The 16,078-nt window shown below is 39.4% G+C and carries 20 protein-coding genes; 8 read left to right on the top strand and 12 right to left on the bottom strand.

All coding sequences use genetic code 11. From position 1 onward, the window contains the following. The first annotated feature begins 668 nt into the window (after nucleotides 1-668). The 3 genes from ahcY to NSP_RS17200 all read left to right on the top strand — a co-directional run bounded on the left by ahcY (nucleotide 669) and on the right by NSP_RS17200 (nucleotide 2,791). A complete protein-coding gene (gene ahcY / locus NSP_RS17190; protein ID WP_017804274.1) occupies nucleotides 669-1,946 on the top strand; it encodes an adenosylhomocysteinase in 1,278 nt (425 codons plus the stop codon). A gap of 111 nt (nucleotides 1,947-2,057) precedes the next feature. Next, nucleotides 2,058-2,474, top strand: coding sequence for a XisH family protein (locus NSP_RS17195; RefSeq protein WP_017804275.1), 417 nt, complete (start codon nucleotides 2,058-2,060; stop codon nucleotides 2,472-2,474). After that, on the top strand, nucleotides 2,462-2,791 hold the full coding sequence (locus NSP_RS17200) for a XisI protein (RefSeq protein ID WP_017804276.1): 330 nt from the start codon (nucleotides 2,462-2,464) through the stop codon (nucleotides 2,789-2,791). Before NSP_RS17195 ends, NSP_RS17200 begins: the two co-directional genes overlap by 13 nt. Before the next feature lie 166 nt (nucleotides 2,792-2,957). On the opposite strand, the gene NSP_RS17205 is transcribed toward NSP_RS17200, so the two are convergent. Further along, entirely contained in the window at nucleotides 2,958-3,395 is a 438-nt protein-coding gene (locus tag NSP_RS17205; RefSeq protein ID WP_017804277.1) for a helix-turn-helix domain-containing protein, read from the bottom strand. Nucleotides 3,396-3,873: 478 nt separating this feature from the next. Between NSP_RS17205 and NSP_RS17210 the strand changes: the two genes are divergently transcribed. Next, nucleotides 3,874-4,257 carry a hypothetical protein gene (locus tag NSP_RS17210; protein ID WP_017804278.1) on the top strand — a complete coding sequence of 128 codons (384 nt, stop codon included), beginning with the start codon at nucleotides 3,874-3,876 and terminating at the stop codon, nucleotides 4,255-4,257. Nucleotides 4,258-4,418: 161 nt separating this feature from the next. Here the strand turns inward: NSP_RS17210 and NSP_RS17215 are convergent, their stop codons facing one another. The 7 genes from NSP_RS17215 to NSP_RS17240 all read right to left on the bottom strand — a co-directional run bounded on the left by NSP_RS17215 (nucleotide 4,419) and on the right by NSP_RS17240 (nucleotide 8,028). Continuing rightward, nucleotides 4,419-4,841 carry an HNH endonuclease gene (locus NSP_RS17215; RefSeq protein ID WP_071839325.1) on the bottom strand — a complete coding sequence of 141 codons (423 nt, stop codon included), beginning with the start codon at nucleotides 4,839-4,841 and terminating at the stop codon, nucleotides 4,419-4,421. A 5-nt stretch (nucleotides 4,842-4,846) separates the two neighbouring features. Continuing rightward, nucleotides 4,847-5,164 (bottom strand): hypothetical protein, encoded by a 318-nt coding sequence (locus tag NSP_RS17220; RefSeq protein ID WP_006196864.1) that lies wholly within the window; start codon nucleotides 5,162-5,164, stop codon nucleotides 4,847-4,849. Between the two features lie 53 nt (nucleotides 5,165-5,217). Continuing rightward, entirely contained in the window at nucleotides 5,218-5,388 is a 171-nt protein-coding gene (locus NSP_RS26055) for a hypothetical protein (protein ID WP_157133662.1), read from the bottom strand. Further along, nucleotides 5,327-5,605, bottom strand: a complete 279-nt coding sequence (locus NSP_RS17225; RefSeq protein ID WP_006196865.1) for a ribbon-helix-helix domain-containing protein — start codon at nucleotides 5,603-5,605, stop codon at nucleotides 5,327-5,329. Before NSP_RS17225 ends, NSP_RS26055 begins: the two co-directional genes overlap by 62 nt. Nucleotides 5,606-5,773: 168 nt before the next feature. Continuing rightward, on the bottom strand, nucleotides 5,774-6,142 hold the full coding sequence (locus NSP_RS17230) for a cyclic nucleotide-binding domain-containing protein (protein ID WP_006196866.1): 369 nt from the start codon (nucleotides 6,140-6,142) through the stop codon (nucleotides 5,774-5,776). 343 nt (nucleotides 6,143-6,485) lie between these two features. Beyond that, nucleotides 6,486-6,851 carry a VOC family protein gene (locus tag NSP_RS17235; protein WP_006196867.1) on the bottom strand — a complete coding sequence of 122 codons (366 nt, stop codon included), beginning with the start codon at nucleotides 6,849-6,851 and terminating at the stop codon, nucleotides 6,486-6,488. A 460-nt stretch (nucleotides 6,852-7,311) separates the two neighbouring features. Then, the gene (locus NSP_RS17240) at nucleotides 7,312-8,028 is read right to left on the bottom strand and encodes a cyclase family protein (protein ID WP_006196868.1); all 717 of its coding nucleotides are present in this window, start codon (nucleotides 8,026-8,028) and stop codon (nucleotides 7,312-7,314) included. A gap of 205 nt (nucleotides 8,029-8,233) precedes the next feature. On the opposite strand from NSP_RS17240, the gene trxA reads away from it, so the two are divergent. The 4 genes from trxA to NSP_RS17260 all read left to right on the top strand — a co-directional run bounded on the left by trxA (nucleotide 8,234) and on the right by NSP_RS17260 (nucleotide 11,529). Beyond that, a complete protein-coding gene (gene trxA / locus NSP_RS17245; RefSeq protein ID WP_006196869.1) occupies nucleotides 8,234-8,560 on the top strand; it encodes a thioredoxin in 327 nt (108 codons plus the stop codon). A 531-nt stretch (nucleotides 8,561-9,091) separates the two neighbouring features. Then, nucleotides 9,092-10,315, top strand: coding sequence for a glycosyltransferase family 2 protein (locus NSP_RS17250; RefSeq protein WP_173403297.1), 1,224 nt, complete (start codon nucleotides 9,092-9,094; stop codon nucleotides 10,313-10,315). 102 nt (nucleotides 10,316-10,417) lie between these two features. Further along, nucleotides 10,418-11,254: an Rpn family recombination-promoting nuclease/putative transposase gene (locus NSP_RS17255; RefSeq protein WP_006196871.1), complete on the top strand. Its 837-nt coding sequence runs from the start codon at nucleotides 10,418-10,420 to the stop codon at nucleotides 11,252-11,254. Nucleotides 11,255-11,331: 77 nt separating this feature from the next. Then, on the top strand, nucleotides 11,332-11,529 hold the full coding sequence (locus NSP_RS17260; protein ID WP_006196872.1) for a hypothetical protein: 198 nt from the start codon (nucleotides 11,332-11,334) through the stop codon (nucleotides 11,527-11,529). 173 nt (nucleotides 11,530-11,702) lie between these two features. On the opposite strand, the gene NSP_RS17265 is transcribed toward NSP_RS17260, so the two are convergent. The 4 genes from NSP_RS17265 to NSP_RS17280 all read right to left on the bottom strand — a co-directional run bounded on the left by NSP_RS17265 (nucleotide 11,703) and on the right by NSP_RS17280 (nucleotide 15,506). Beyond that, nucleotides 11,703-12,869 (bottom strand): pyridoxal phosphate-dependent aminotransferase, encoded by a 1,167-nt coding sequence (locus NSP_RS17265; RefSeq protein WP_006196873.1) that lies wholly within the window; start codon nucleotides 12,867-12,869, stop codon nucleotides 11,703-11,705. An 89-nt stretch (nucleotides 12,870-12,958) separates the two neighbouring features. Beyond that, complete coding sequence (locus NSP_RS17270; RefSeq protein ID WP_006196874.1) at nucleotides 12,959-13,621, bottom strand: CAP domain-containing protein; 663 nt, start codon at nucleotides 13,619-13,621, stop codon at nucleotides 12,959-12,961. Between the two features lie 262 nt (nucleotides 13,622-13,883). After that, on the bottom strand, nucleotides 13,884-14,204 hold the full coding sequence (locus NSP_RS17275; RefSeq protein WP_006196875.1) for a hypothetical protein: 321 nt from the start codon (nucleotides 14,202-14,204) through the stop codon (nucleotides 13,884-13,886). Nucleotides 14,205-14,423: 219 nt separating this feature from the next. Further along, nucleotides 14,424-15,506, bottom strand: coding sequence for a class I fructose-bisphosphate aldolase (locus NSP_RS17280; RefSeq protein ID WP_006196876.1), 1,083 nt, complete (start codon nucleotides 15,504-15,506; stop codon nucleotides 14,424-14,426). Nucleotides 15,507-16,078: the final 572 nt, after the last annotated feature.

Genomic DNA, 16,078 nt, shown 5'->3' on the forward strand with positions numbered 1-16,078 from the left:
CTCAAATACCTCCTTGAACAAAATTTACCATCGGCTACTTCCAGAGTTATCCTCCAAGACTGGCTTGTGTAAATGTACCTATCTAAAGTAAAGTATTTAAAGTCAGGGAATCTTTCTAACTTTCGATAGATGACAATTTACTTCATCGGCTCTGGGTAACAGATAGATTGGCCCTGATCATATTCTTAGCAAAAATTTAGTCAAAAAAGAAAAATACAGTGATCAAGTTAACCTGAATCCTCTGCCAGGTCAAGCTAGAAAAGAGCAAGTCCTAAGTTGACAATTTCATAGACAAAACTATACTTATATTGACAAAAATCAATATATATTTTAGGAAAAAATCAACTACTTGATATATAATACGGTGATATCAAGTATTGAATTGAGACTATTGCCGACGCGAAAACCAAGCAATGATGGTGGTAGTCTTTTTCAGAAACTTAATTGGAACACAATCGCGTCTGGCTAAGGCGTGAAAGTCTACTGAGGGATAACTGCTCCCATGCTCCCGTTGAAGTAGAAAGTAAAGTCTAGTTTTGTCTAGGTTTTATATAGCAGTACAATAAACAAGCTGATTGGTGATTACAATGCAAAATCACCAGTTGTACAATACCCTAGTAAGGTGCGTAATTTTTACGTAACTTTTTATTTTTCAGAGGAAATTTTTGATGACTGCAACTTCTCCCCGATTAAAGCACGAGGTTAAAGACCTCGCTCTCGCTCCCTTGGGAAGACAGCGTATAGACTGGGCTGGACGTGAAATGCCAGTATTGGCGCAAATTCGCGATCGCTTTGAGAAAGAAAAGCCCTTCGCTGGTTTACGCCTTGTAGCTTGCGCCCACATTACAACAGAAACAGCACATTTGGCGATCGCCCTCAAAGCCGGTGGTGCAGATGCTGTATTGATTGCTAGTAACCCTTTATCAACTCAAGATGACGTAGCAGCTTGCTTAGTCACCGATTACGAAATTCCCGTATTTGCCCAAAAAGGCGAAGACAACGCCACCTATAACCGCCACGTTCAAATCGCCCTAGATCATCGCCCCAACATCATCATTGATGACGGTAGCGACGTGGTAGCAGAATTGGTGCAAAACCGTCAACACCAAATCAGCGACTTGATTGGGACAACCGAAGAAACCACAACCGGAATCGTGCGGTTACGCGCCATGTTCAACGATGGTGTACTCACCTTCCCCGCAGTCAACGTTAACGACGCTGACACCAAGCACTTCTTTGATAATCGCTATGGTACTGGGCAATCAACCCTAGATGGCATTATCCGCGCCACAAATATTTTGTTGGCTGGTAAGAATGTTGTAGTTGTGGGTTATGGCTGGTGTGGTAAGGGTACAGCCCTGCGCGCCCGTGGTATGGGTGCTAATGTCATCGTTACCGAAATCGACCCCATCAAGGCAATTGAAGCCGTTATGGATGGTTTCCGTGTCCTCCCAATGGCGGAAGCTGCCACCTATGGTGATATCTTTATTACTGTGACAGGTAACAAGCACGTAGTTCGTGGTGAACACTTCGATGTCATGAAAGACGGTGCGATCGTTTGTAACTCCGGTCACTTTGATTTAGAACTTGATTTAAAATACTTAGCTTCTCAAGCGAAGGAAGTCAAGGAAGTCCGTCCTTTCACTGAAGAGTATAAATTGACCAGTGGTAAGTCAGTTGTGGTATTAGGACAAGGACGTTTGATTAACTTAGCTGCGGCTGAAGGACACCCCAGCGCAGTTATGGACATGAGTTTTGCTAACCAAGCGTTGGCTGTTGAATACCTGGTGAAGAATAAAGGTAAATTGGAACCCGGTTTACACTCTATTCCTGTAGAAGTTGATCAAGAAATCGCTCGTTTGAAGTTGGAAGCTATGGGTATTCACATTGATACTCTGACAGCAGACCAAATCGAGTACATCAATTCCTGGACTTCTGGAACCTAATCTTTGTTGATTAATTGATTTTTTGGGGATAGGCTTTTGGGCTTATCCCTTTTTTTTCATGCAGAGGCGCAGAGAGAGGATCTAATAGAATAGAGGAGAGGGTGAGTTTGTATGTCAGCAAAAGATTTTTTTCACAATGCGGTAAGGTTAGCTTTAGAGAAAGATGGTTGGTTAATTACTGATGATCCTTTATCATTTACAGTAGATGGTCTTGACTTTCGGATTGATTTAGCAGCAGAAAGACTGTTAGGAGCAGAAAAAGAAGGACAAAAAATAGCGGTTGAAATAAAATCTTTTTTAGGTCCATCTGATGTTAGTGAATTTCATACAGCTTTAGGACAAACACTTAATTACCGTTCTGTTTTAAGAAAAAAAGAACCCGACCGCATTTTATATCTAGCAATTGGTAATGAAATATACAAAGAGTTTTTTCTTATCCCATTCATTCAAGAAATCATTGCTGAACATCAATTAAAATTACTGATATTTGAAGCTATTAAACAGGAGATTGTTTTATGGAAGGAATGAATTATCCTGAATTGGTAAAAACTGTATTAGCAAGACATACAGAAAATCATGCTTCCAAAGGAACAGAGAAAGAGTTGATTTTTGATTGTGAAAGAAATAGTTATTTAGTAGTTCATGTAGGATGGGAAAATAACGAAAGAGCTTATGGGACAATTATTCATGTAGATATTAGAGATGGAAAAATTTGGATTCAGAGAGACTTTACTGAGGAAGGGGTAGCTAGTGAGTTGGTAGATTTGGGAGTACCAAAAACGGATATTGTTTTAGGTTTTAAGCCACCTTATATGAGACAGTTTACTGATTTTGCATCTGTTTAGATTTTTTGTATTTTATATTTCGTTGCTGGGCATTGCAATTGATATTTTGATACTTGATGAAATTGAGTATATCAATTCTTTAACATCACGAAATTGATAATTGATTAGTTTATTTTTTGGGATAGGCTTTTAGCTTATCCCTTTTTTTGTCTTGGTGCGATATAAACTACTCGCTTTCTACTGCTATTTCAGTATTAATGTCTGAATCAGCAGACGAGTCCTTAGTAATTTTAATGGTTTTGCGTATTTCATCTAGTTGGTCTTTGGAAACCCAATTACTGACAGGAGTAACACGATATTCATCTGTGCGTCCTCTCCGTTTTGTTTGTGTTATCAAATTAGCCTTGATAAGAACTTTTATTGCATCTTGAGCTTTACGCATACTCATTTTGCAAATCTCTGCTGTCTTGCGAAGACTGGCAAAACATACCCCTTCAGGTTTACCCCCTGTTCTACGAACTATATGAGCATATAAGCGAAACTCATAGGAATCTAAACCATGTTCATCCAAGACATTATGGATAAATGCCACTGAGGAGGGATAAGAGTTGGGTGTTGCAGAAGTTTTTGGTTGTTCGACTATAAGCTCGTCTTTAGTTGACATATAACAAATACTACGCCTAGATAGTCCTATTATGCCATAACCCACGCACTTTATGCCACGGCTCTGTTATTATTTATATGTATTTTTTAATGGTAGGCAACTTAAAGGTATATCTTAGGGCGAATCAAAAATTTTCGAGCAGTACACGTGGGAGCAGATATAATCGCTGAAAGCTAATTCCTGTAAAGCTTGTAATCTTTGCGTGAAATCCTTGCAAGCTGAATAATTTCTGACTTCACAGCATATTACATAAAAAAATGTTTGCCCCATAGTAGCCAAATCATCGGGGTTTGATCTATAATTTCTGAAGATGCTCATCAAACAGCGTTTTTTCGCCAAAGAAACAAGCCCGACTACCCAAGCTATGCTGCTAGGGCTGTCGAGCCGTTTTGTTAATGTATTAAGTCTATTTTATCATGGGCTTGGGTGAGTGGGTAGTTTCTTTTGTGAAATTCACAATTTAAAAAAGGTCAAAATTATGACTTCAAAATTTCTCGAATTACTGACTCAAAATCTCATCCAATTAACAGCCATAAATCAGCAGTATGGGATACAACTAAATTCCGTAAAGTCTGATATAAGTGAACAGAAACAACGTACAAAGCTACTAGAAATAAAATTTGATTCTTTAAGCGGAGAATCTGATTATTGCACCGTTCGTGGTTACTGCAATATCAATAGGATCAAAATTTCTGAACGAGAGGCAAATAGCTTAGGCCGTCACGCTGCAAAAATTTGTCGCCAAAAAGGTTATCTCATTGGAAAAGTTCAGGATGAGCGTCATGGGAAAGTAAATAGCTACCCGATTGAAGTCCTAGAAGAAGTTAGCAAACCTTATAAAAAGCAAATTAGAGCTAGCTAAAAATAGCACTCGGCAAATATAATTCGCGGCTACACAGAAAAAACCCGCCTGCGCGGGTTCAAAATCTGGTTTCTTAGTCCACGTAGGTGGACTTCGTTTGTATAGCCGCGATTTCTAAGGGTTCCAGGGCTTCTAAATAAAACCCAAAAATCTCAGCGTCATTAATTATTAGGAGGATGCCAATTTAAACTAATCCAAATTGCCCTAGCTTGTAAAATATCTTCATTATTTAACCTTAAAACTAGAACCGTTGCTCTTCCACAAGCAGTTATACCAATAATATGAGTACCACCATTTGCCCATTGAAAATGCTCTAACCATCTTTGTTGACGAGGATTAAACAAAGATATAGATTGATTAGTTACAGGATCATTAGCCTTTGTTTTTGCCCCTTTAAATTCATTACAGCGATAACAGGAAGCAGATAAATTTTCTCGCTCATCACTTCCACCTAATGAACTAGGCAAAATATGATCCATAACTAAAGGCATACCTATTAAACGGCTAGATGTGCGGCAATATTCACATCTATATCCAGCCTCATTAATGACTTGTTGACGAATAGATTTAGGGATGGATGACACTGATATTAATCTACTAATTGCTCAAAATCTGGCAGAGAATAGCCTTTCCACTGTAAAAGTGCATAAGCATAGGCTTTTTTCAACATTAAATAATCAGCGCTCACTCGCAGCGACTTCAACAACAACCTATCTGATTCATTTAATTGATTATTTTGATTTTTTTCTAAAAGCTGTAAATGTAATTCCTGTTGACTTTCAGGAATTTTACTTTGAGCAATAGGTAATAATTCCTCAATCATTAATTGCTGCATAGCGATTAATTCCCCTTGCAATTCTAGGGGTGCATAATCAACACCAGGAGGCGAATTAGTTTTGGTACTCATAACTTTTGTAAGAATTACTTAATTTTTAGTATAGGCTTTACATGAAAAAAAATTCACCCACCACCGCTAATAGATGGCTGTGTTAATGGGATTTCATCAGTTTGATCATTAAAAGCTGCTGCTAAATCAGGACTGGCGATCGCGATCGCACTTTCACGCCATTCATGAATAATTGCATCCTTGTATCTCTCTGGCTTGACGCAACTTATCCCGTAATTGTTCAATCACAACATCCCCATCAATACCTTCTCCTTTATCCAATTGTCCAATAGCAACATCAACCTTTTCTCGTGTTTCTTCCACCCACTGCTGATAACCCTTCTCCCACTCCAAAAGCAACTTCAAAGCCTTACTAATCACATCTTCAGGATTTGCATATCTACCCGTAGCAATTTGCGCTTGGATAATTTGCTCCAATTCAGGTTTAATTTGGATATTCATAATTTATTCTCTGATTGAGCTTAACTTAATAATAACTCTTACCCTTTGCGACTTTGCGCCTACCCTGCGGGTTCCGCCTTAGCGGTATGCGTGAGATAAAAAAAACCTAATTTCGGCTTTAAACCAGCAGATATCAGGCAACATGGTGAATTCGTACTAACTTAAATTTTATAGCTTATGCTGCAAGCGACTGAGACGTTCTGCATAACTTTTCATTACCTTGATAGCAAATACAGGCGTTTCCTGAACCGCAAACAGAAACCCAGACTCGTCCAAATACGCCAGCTTGCAATCAGTTTTAGCGATCGCAGTATAAGTCCTCGCTTTTATCCCTACAAGTATACCAGTACCAAACACCTCACCGGACTCAATTATCTCTACAGTCTTATCATTGACTAATATTTCTACCTCTCCTTCTAAAATCCCAAACATATAATCACCTGGTTGTCCTTCCTTAAAGATGGCTTCACCTGTGGAAAATTTTTGAGGATCGGGTTGTTTCTGGAATATTTTCAGTGTAACTACAGGACTTAACATAATACATCTGCCAAATTTCTGGGTTTTTAAAGGTATTCTTGCTGTGAGCGATACAAGAACCGATAAAACTATACAACACTCTGTAGATAGATATCTAGTAGCATTGCCAACAATTCCCCCAAAAATCAGTGAATCAACTGAAAATTACAGCTTAAAATTAAGTTATTGCTCATAAACCAACTATTTTACCTAAAGGCTGACTCAGTAAAATACGCTTATTTGGCAATTTGGCAGACATACATTTTTTGTCAGTGGTATCTTTTAAATGTGCAAGGGGTGTAGTAGAAGTAGTCTAGATTAATTATCTGGACTACTTCTGCAATTTTATTAACTTTGAGAAGAGTTAAGCACGAGTCAACAGTTCTAAATTATGACCATCAAGATCATAGAAATAAAAACCACGACCTCCCATTCTATGATTAATTTCACCTTTGTTTTCATGCATGGGGTCGCTACTATATTCAAGTCCCATTTCTGTGATGCGTGTGAAAATGGCATCAAATTCTTCATCACTGACGTGAAAAGCATAATGATGAGATTCAAAATCTTCTCTGTCAGCAAAATCTAAAGTTAACTTGTCATTGACATGGACAGCCGCAAAATGACCAATTGGACTATCAAGTTTTAGTCCAAAAATTTCCGCAAAAAACCGTGCCGATTTTTCCTTATCATGTGCAGGGACTATAGTATGGTCTAAGGTAATTGTCATATTACACCTTCCCTTTTTTTGGTATTACTTCGGCTCAAATCTGCATAAATTGCCAAACAACCACAGATAAACACTCATATTGATTACCGATGAAATCTTGATGTTTATTTATGGTGTAATTGCCAAAAGATTGATTAATTTTGGTGTAGTATCTCTATTTTACAGGACTTACGCAAAATATCTCTAAAACTCTCCTTCCTTCTCCCAAGGGGAGACGCTAACGCGGTAAGCGAAGCTATGCCGAAGGCTTTACGTGACCTTCGTGTCCTTCTCCCAAGGGGAGACGCTAACGCGGTAAGCGAAGCTATGCCGAAGGCTTTACGTGGTTCATTCCTTCATGACCTGTGCGTAAGTCCTATTTTAGATCAAAGCCTCCCCTCTCCTTGCTTTCGCGTAGCGTCTCCCTTTGGGAGAAGGAGAGGGGTTGGGGGTGAGGTTCTGTATTTTATTAATCAAAAATTCATGGTACTAAAGCCAACACCCCCACAGGAGAACCGGAACCATCCCGCAACCTCAAAACACCAATCATTAAAGTCGTACCCTTTGGTGGTAGCTGCTGCAAATTCGTGAGATTTTCCAAAACAATTCGTTCCTGTGCCAATACTAGACTGTTAATAGTAAAACTGTTATCCTGTCCAGAGTCCACCCCATGCGTATCAATACCTAAACCAGCAATTTGCCGTTCTTCTAAGAGAAACTGAGTTACATCATAGCCAAAACCAGGAAAGTGCATAATTCCTTCAGCATCTCGGTTAAAAAACGCAGTTTTATTTAACCATTTATCTTCCCAGCCAGTATGAAGTAGCACTAAACTACCAGCAGTAATTTTACCGTGTTCTTTCTCCCAATGGAGAACATCGGCAATAGTCAAGGAGTAATCAGGATTTACCGTTGCGGTGTCGCAGATATCCATAACTACCCCAGGTAAAACCAGCGACTCAGCCGAGTATTGGTCAATTCCTACCCCATTATCGTGAAAACTCTTCGGTGCGTTGATATGAGTCGCGCTGTGTTCTCCTAAGCTGAAACGGCGTAAGTAATAGCCATCCTGTGGGATGTTGGCGACGGTGGTAATTTCTACCGGGGGATCACCAGGCCATTGGGGAATATCTATGTCTATTATATGGCTCAGATGTATGATCCGTGAGTAAGTTATCGTGTTTTGATTTTGTTTCATATAGCAACCGCCAAGGACGTTAGGACATAAACTGATCATAAAAGTTAGACACCGAAAGGTTTTTACCCTACGGACCACGGACCACTCCCCAGCTATATCTCCAAATATTTATCCAGAACTAAATAATTATTTCCCGACGCGCAGAAAGGAGTATACTTTCTAAAGTTAGGTTTTTAGTAAAATTTTAGATTGGAGATTTAAATAAATGTCTACTGACACAGTTGCTTATGTTGAAGAAGGTGAATTTGATCCTCTTTTAAGTGCAGAAAAAGTTGTGGTTGTTGATTTTACTGCTACTTGGTGTGGTCCCTGTCGTCTTGTTAGTCCGTTAATGGATCAACTTGCGGAAGAATATAAAGATCGCGTTCGGGTGGTGAAGGTAGATATTGACAATAACAAGCAGGTTTTCAAAAGATTTGGTCTGCGTAGCATTCCGGCGGTTTTAATGTTCAAGGATGGTGAGTTAGCAGAAACTATTGTCGGTGTTTCTCCTTACGAACAGTTCACTGGTGCTGTTGATAAGTTACTTTAACTTGTTTATTAGTAGTGGTGAATCAGTAGATATCCTGGAAATTTCCACAATTTGCCATTACATTATATGAGCCTTTGCGCCAAAATATAGAATAACCCTGAATTATCTATAAAAAGGCTGCTATTCTAGGAAGTTAATTTAATTGGTGAACATTGTCAGGCTCAGATTCCCGATTTTTTAATAGGTCGGGAATTTTGTTGAAAAAAGCATTTAGAAATGATTGATATTTCAAATATGACATTTTGCTTTTCATGGCAATTGATGAAAATTAGACTAGGATAAATTTAATAATATTCCTGTTATCAATGTACACAACTGAATAATTATTACAGGAAATGCATCATATTTTCTGTCTGGATAACTATATAAACAAGTTAGTCTGATTTTCCTGATGATGAGTGAACCTGATTTAAAAGTGATAAATATCACAGCACTGATAAATTTATGAATGATCACCTAATGCCAATATTGGCAGATAATTAAATTTAATTACATCAACGTATTAATCTGAAATCATAGTTTTTCGGCGATATGAAATTAAGTCTCTGCATGATTGTTAAAAATGAAGCAGCCACACTGCCTAAATGTTTAAATAGTGTTAAAGGTGTGGTAGATGAGATGATCATACTGGATACTGGTTCAAGCGATCGCACTCCTGAGATTTCCCAAGAATTCGGTGCGAAAGTATATCACTTTCAATGGTGTAATGATTTCAGTGCTGCTCGGAATGCGGCGTTAAAATATGTAACTGGTGATTGGATTTTGGTGTTAGATGCTGATGAGACTCTCAGCCCAAGTATTGTACCACAAATCAGGTCAGCAATTGAAAGTGAAGAATATCTGCTGATTAATCTGGTGCGTCAAGAAGTAGGCGCGGAACAATCTCCCTATTCTCTGGTGTCTCGACTGTTTCGCAACCATCCCCACATTCACTTTCAACGCCCCTATCATGCTTTAGTGGATGACAGTGTATCGGCAATTTTAACTCAGGAACCCCATTGGCAAATCGGTTATTTGCAAGGGGTGGGTATCTTACATAAAGGATATCAGAAAAAGGCGATCGCGCAAAATAATAAATATGCCAAAGCCCAAACTACAATGGAAGCGTTTCTGGCTACCCATCCCGATGATCCTTATGTTTGCAGTAAGTTAGGGGCTTTGTATGTGCAAACTGGTAAAATTACCCAAGGGTTAAAGTTATTACAAAAAGGTTTTAACCAGGCAAATTCTCTGCATCAGGGAATAACGCCAGTAGAGCAAAACTATGAGATTTTGTACGAACTACATTACCATTTAGGCATTGCTCACAGTCATTTACAAGATACTCAAGAGGCTATTGCTCATTATCAAGCCGCTATTAAATTGCCAATTTACCCCCTGCTCAAATTAGGAGCATACAACAATTTGGGTAACTTACTCAAGGCATCTGGTGATATTAACGGGGCGAAAATTGCTTACGAAACAACTTTAAAAATTGACCCTAGTTTCGTTATGGGACATTATAACTTGGGAATGATCTTTAAAGCTTTGGGTTTATTTACCGATGCGATCGCCTGTTACCAAAAAGCCATCCGATGTAATCCCAACTATGCACCAGCTTATCAAAATTTAGGGGTAGTACAGTTAAAAGTTGGCAACGTTCAAGCAAGTTTAACAGCCTTTCAAAATGCCATCCTGCTTTACGAACAACAAAACCCCGAAGAAGCGAACAGACTACGCCAAGGTTTACAGGAAATGGGATTGCTGAAATCCTGAATGCTGAATATTTAGCGACAATTGCGGGGAAGTTTTGTGATATGTATTTTTATACGAGCTATTATCAACTCTAGTTAGTCCACACCTGAAGAGGATTACTTTGTGAGACGTGATGCCATTTTTTATAAACTTTTTCAACGTTCCCCTGGCTTGCTATTTGAATTAATAGAACAGCCGCCAACAACAGCCAGAAATTATCGCTTTGAATCAGTTGAAATCAAAGAAGCAACATTTCGGATTGATGGGGTATTTTTACCACCACCAGATGCAACACCCCAAATTATCTTTTTTGCCGAGGTGCAGTTTCAAAAAGACGAGTTATTGTACCATCGTTTTTTTTCAGAATCGCTGCTATATTTGTATCGAAACCCATTTGTTTATGATGATTGGTATGGTGTAATTATTTTCCAGTCTCGCAGTTTAGAACCAGAAAATAAAACTATTCACAGGTCACTATTGGATAGTTTACAAGTACAACGGATTTATCTGGATGAATTAGGTAACTTTGATCAGCAACCTGTGGGTATTAGTTTGATGCAATTAACCATTGCGTCAGAGAATCAAATGGTGGAACAGGCGAAACGCTTAATCGAACGAGTGCAACAAGAAGAACTGAGTTTTTTACCCAAAGATGACATAATAGATGTAATTACAACAATCGCTGTTTATAAGTTTGCAAATTTAAGCCGTGAAGAGGTAGAGGCGATGTTAGGAGTCAATTTAGAAGAAACTAGAGTTTATCAAGAAGCTAAAGCTGAGGGGAGAGAAGAAGGCAGAGAGGAAGGCAGAGAAGAAGGCAGAGAGGAAGGCAGAGAGGAAGGCAGAGAAGGACTTAAACTTGAACTTGTACCCCGGATGCTGGCGCGTGGTCTAACAATAGAGGAAGTTTCTCAGTTATTGGGTTTAACCCCCGAACAAGTGAGACTTGCAACAGAGTGAAATTCTACAGAACAACTGTAATAAATTTTTCAGAAAATTACTGTAAGTTACTGAAATGTGAGAACAAGGTAGAGGCGATGTTAGGAGTCAATTTAGAAGAAACTAGAGTTTATCAAGAAGCTAAAGCTGAGGGGAGAGAAGAAGGCAGAGAGGAAGGCAGAGAAGGACTTAAACTTGAACTTGTACCCCGGATGCTGGCGCGTGGTCTAACAATAGAGGAAGTTTCTCAGTTATTGGGTTTAACCCCAGAACAAGTGAGACTTGCAACAGAGTGAAATTCTCCAGAACAAATTTAGTTACAGCCCTGGCGATTAGAAATCCCGGCTATACAAACAAAGTCCGCCTGCGCGGACTAATAGAAAATCAATGTTTTCAAGCCGCTTAGGCGGGGTTGGTTCCTGTGTAGCCGTTAATTCAAGTCGCCTGGTACTTGATTAAATCCGCATTCCTAAACAAGAGAACTCACAAATTTCTCCAACCTATCCATCCCTTTGTCAATAGTCGCCATATCAGTGGCGTAAGATAAGCGAATGTTTTGGTCAGCACCAAAAGCAATACCCGGAATCACTGCTACTTGGTGTGCTTCCAAGAGGGCGTTACAAAATTCCAGGGACTTGAGGCCTGTTTTGCTAATATCAGGAAACAGATAAAATGCGCCGTCTGGTTTAGCACAACTCAATCCCGGAATGGCGTTGAGTCTGTCTAACATCACTTGTCGCCGTTTGGCGAAAGCTTGGCGCATTGTTTCTACACAGTCTTGAGAACTTTCTAAAGCGGCGATCGCACCATATTGAGCAAAGGTACACACATTCGATGTACTATGTCCTTGAATAGTGCTAGCTGCTTTAATAATCTCCACTGGCCCAGCTAAATAACCCAGTCGCCAACCAGTCATTGAGTAAGCTTTCGCAAACCCGTTACTGATTAAAGTCCGGTCAAAAATTTCTTTACCCAGAGAACCAATAGTGATATGTTCTGCACCGTCGTAGAGAATCCTTTCGTAAATCTCATCAGAAACGACAAAGATATCTGCATCCACTACTACCTGCGCCAGTGCTTTAATTTCATCTGGCGTGTACACCATCCCGGTGGGATTAGATGGGGAATTGAGAATAAATAACTTTGTTCTTGGTGTAATTGCTTGACGTAGTTGTTCTGGAGTAACTTTATAATCCGTCGCCGCATCTGTGGTGACAATTACTGGTTTCCCACCAACTAATGTTACCATTTCCGGGTAACTGAGCCAATAGGGAGCCGGAATAATTACCTCATCACCCGGATCAATTAGGGCTAACATCAAGTTAAACAGAGAATGCTTACCGCCGTTAGTGACAATTACATTCTCAGATTGATAATCAAGACCGTTCTCAGTTTTTAGCTTATGGGCGATCGCATCCCTTAACTTTGGTTCTCCAGCTGCTGGGCCATACTTGGTTTTACCTGACTCCAAAGCTGTCGCTGCGGCGGCTTTGATGTGGGCTGGAGTGTCAAAATCCGGTTCTCCAGCGCTGAAACTACAAACGTCTATTCCCTCAGCCTTCATGGCCTTAGCTTTAGCTGCGATCGCTAAGGTTAAAGAAGGGGTCACCTTACTTACTCGTGCTGCCAGCTTCATGCTTAATTTATTTGGCAAATCTCTCATTTATCTAAGGATATCTCACAATCCTATCGAGACTTGTCTTTTTAACAATTCCTCTGAGTAGTTCACATCCCAAACATTTGTACAGCATAAATCTGACCATTCGCCCCAGTTACCACTCCATAACCAAATTTGGTGTATTTTTCCGTTAAGAGATTGGCGCGGTGTCCATGACTATACATCCAACCCCGTTGAAACTTTTCCGCTTCTCTGTAAGTTAATCCCCAACCTTGAGTTTCACCCTGAACAATATTTTCACCAACTCCCTGAAGTGGGCGACTACTAACTGCAAGGTAGCGATCGCGCGGACTTTTGCCGTCAGGTGAAATATGATCAAAGTATTGCCGTTCCAACATATCCTGTGCATGCAGTTGTGCGGCGAGGGACAGTGTAGAATCTTCTTGCAAAGGTGGTAAATTATTCAGAATGCGATCGCGATTTGCCAATTCTAATGCAAAACTTCTTAACTCCGGTAGCGATCGCACATTTCCAGCATTCCAGATTGTGGCTTTTGGCTTGCCTATTTTCCAGTCAGCCCCACCATTACCATTGTAAAGACCCCCTCCCAAAATCCCAAATGGCGACAGTTCAGTCCATAAATAGTTAATATCTAATGGATAACCCCGTAATGCCTGATGAATGACTTGGGTAGTCGGTCCAGATGCCAAAAGCACTGTAAACAATAGAATGTATTTCCACCAACCTTTGACGGGGCTTTTTGTTTCCATAATCAGAAAACCACAAACTACTGAATTATTCCTACATCTGCGTCATCAATAAACTACGCAAAAATAGGCAATTGTTAGATTTAATACTATAAAAACACAATAGCATATTTTTAACAATCCTTTTCAGTAATTCCTGCGGATTTTTGCTCAAACTATAAAATTATCACGTAAATTTTTAATTCTATAAGATTTGTAATAAAATTTACCAACTTGTAGAGACGTGAAACATCACGCCTCTCGTCTTTTAGCTACTTCCAGTTTCTCAATCTTGAGGAATCACTTCTTGCCCCCGCTTGCCACTTTCGATATAATCATTAGCCGTGGCTGGTGTCTTGATAATGACTTTTGTCTTCTTTCTTTCTTTTGTAGAATAGTAAGGTGTTGCCGGAACTTCTTTTATTTCTACCTGACGTTCTTTAGTATAATAGGGTTTACTTATTACTGCCTTATTGTTTTTCTCCGAATAGTAACGATCTGCCTGAACTGAAGTAGTAGGGAAGGTGATCAACCAAACAAAACTAGCCAGCAAGACTATAGTAATTTTGCGGCGCAATTGAGTAAATATTTTCTGGTTTTTCAACATGAGGAAAATTGTCTCCTAACTCTTCATCAAATGCCTGAATGTTAGGAAAATTTCTCCTTATTTAACGTCTTCCCCTAGACTTGTTACGTATATATAAAAAGTATTAGTCATTAGTCATTAGTCATTAGTCATTAGTCATTAGTCATTAGTCATTAGTCATTAGTCATTAGTCATTTGTCATTAGTGATTAGTTGTTCGATGCACACTCCCCACACTTCCCTAAGCTATAGTCACATCTGGCGACAAGTAAACATCCTGAATTGCATGAAACAGTTTTACACCTTCCTCAAAGGGACGCTGGAAGGTTTTCCGCCCGGAAATTAAACCAGTACCGCCAGCCCGTTTATTAATCACTGCTGTACGCACAACTTGGGCTAAGTCATCTTTACCAGATGCACCACCAGAATTAATGAGTCCCGCACGTCCAGAGTAACAATTAAGCACTTGATAACGAGTTAAATCAATGGGGTGATCACTGGTCAATTCGGTGTAAACTCGTTCATCAGTTTTGCCGTAACTCTGATTAGTCGCTTTCGCTACTGCACTATAACCATGATTACATTCAGGTAACTTTTGTTTAATTATGTCCGCTTCAATGGTGACACCCAAATGGTTAGCCTGTCCGGTGAGGTCAGCCGCAAGGTGATAATCTTGGTCTTGTTTGAAAGTATTATTACGCAAATAGCACCAAAGAATTGTCACCAAACCCAGTTCATGGGCGTGTTTAAAAGCTTGGCTAACTTCCTGAATTTGTCTAGCAGATTGTTCGGAACCAAAGTAAATTGTCGCACCTACCGCCACAGCACCCAAGTTCCAAGCTTGTTCCACATCAGCAAACAATATCTGGTCATATTGATTGGGAAAAGTTAGCAGTTCGTTATGGTTGATTTTGGCTATGAAGGGGATTTTATGGGCATATTTACGCGAAACGCTCCCTAATACGCCTAAAGTCGTAGCAACAGCATTACAGCCTCCGGCTATGGCTAATTTGATAATGTTTTCGGGATCAAAATAAATCGGATTAGGCGCAAAAGATGCACCGGCTGAGTGTTCAATTCCTTGGTCTACTGGTAGAATAGACAGATAGCCAGTGTTTGCTAATCGACCATGTGAGTAAAGTTGCTGGAGATTACGCAAGACTTGGGGAGAGCGATCGCTATTTAACCAAACTCGATCTATAAAATCTGTCCCTGGTAAATGTAGTAAATCCTGAGAAACTTTGGCTTTATAGGTGAGTAAGTTTTCCCCTTCTTTACCTAACAAAGACCGGATAGAATTAGCCTCTAAAAGTGTTGTAGTCATTGAATTTTCCTCTAACTTCAGTTCATGACAAAAATCATTACTAATTCGTAATTAGTTAAATTTTCATAAATTAGCAATTTTAAATATTCTCGTCAAAAAACCACAGAACAACTCATATGTATTCCTTGTGGGAAGCATTCTGTATTTGAGAATGCGTCTACATTGAGCTTTATCTGTGGTTACAAGTAATAATTAGGATTCTTGCCATGACTCTATTTTAAATTTTCACCATACTAAGTCATATACCAAAAGACACAAATCCCAGAATTAAGAGACAAATCAAAATTTAGACCCTCTTAGCATGGCATCTATCTCTGCATGGTAGAATATGTAATTTTTAGGATTTTACAGCAGTTTTCATGTATTTAGAACACAGGCTGATATCTGTATTTCTTTCTTCCTTTGCGCCTTTGCGCCTTTGCGTGTTAGCGTAGCGGGGCGTAGCCCAATATAAAGATGTGGTTCATTTACCTGAAAATCGCGGTAATTAGGAATTAAGAATTATTAATTATTTGCTGGCATTGCTGTAATGAATGGATATCCCAAACAGAAATCCAGTTGCGACCAGCCAA

Source organism: Nodularia spumigena CCY9414 (assembly GCF_000340565.2).
Classification (GTDB): Bacteria; Cyanobacteriota; Cyanobacteriia; order Cyanobacteriales; family Nostocaceae; genus Nodularia; species Nodularia spumigena.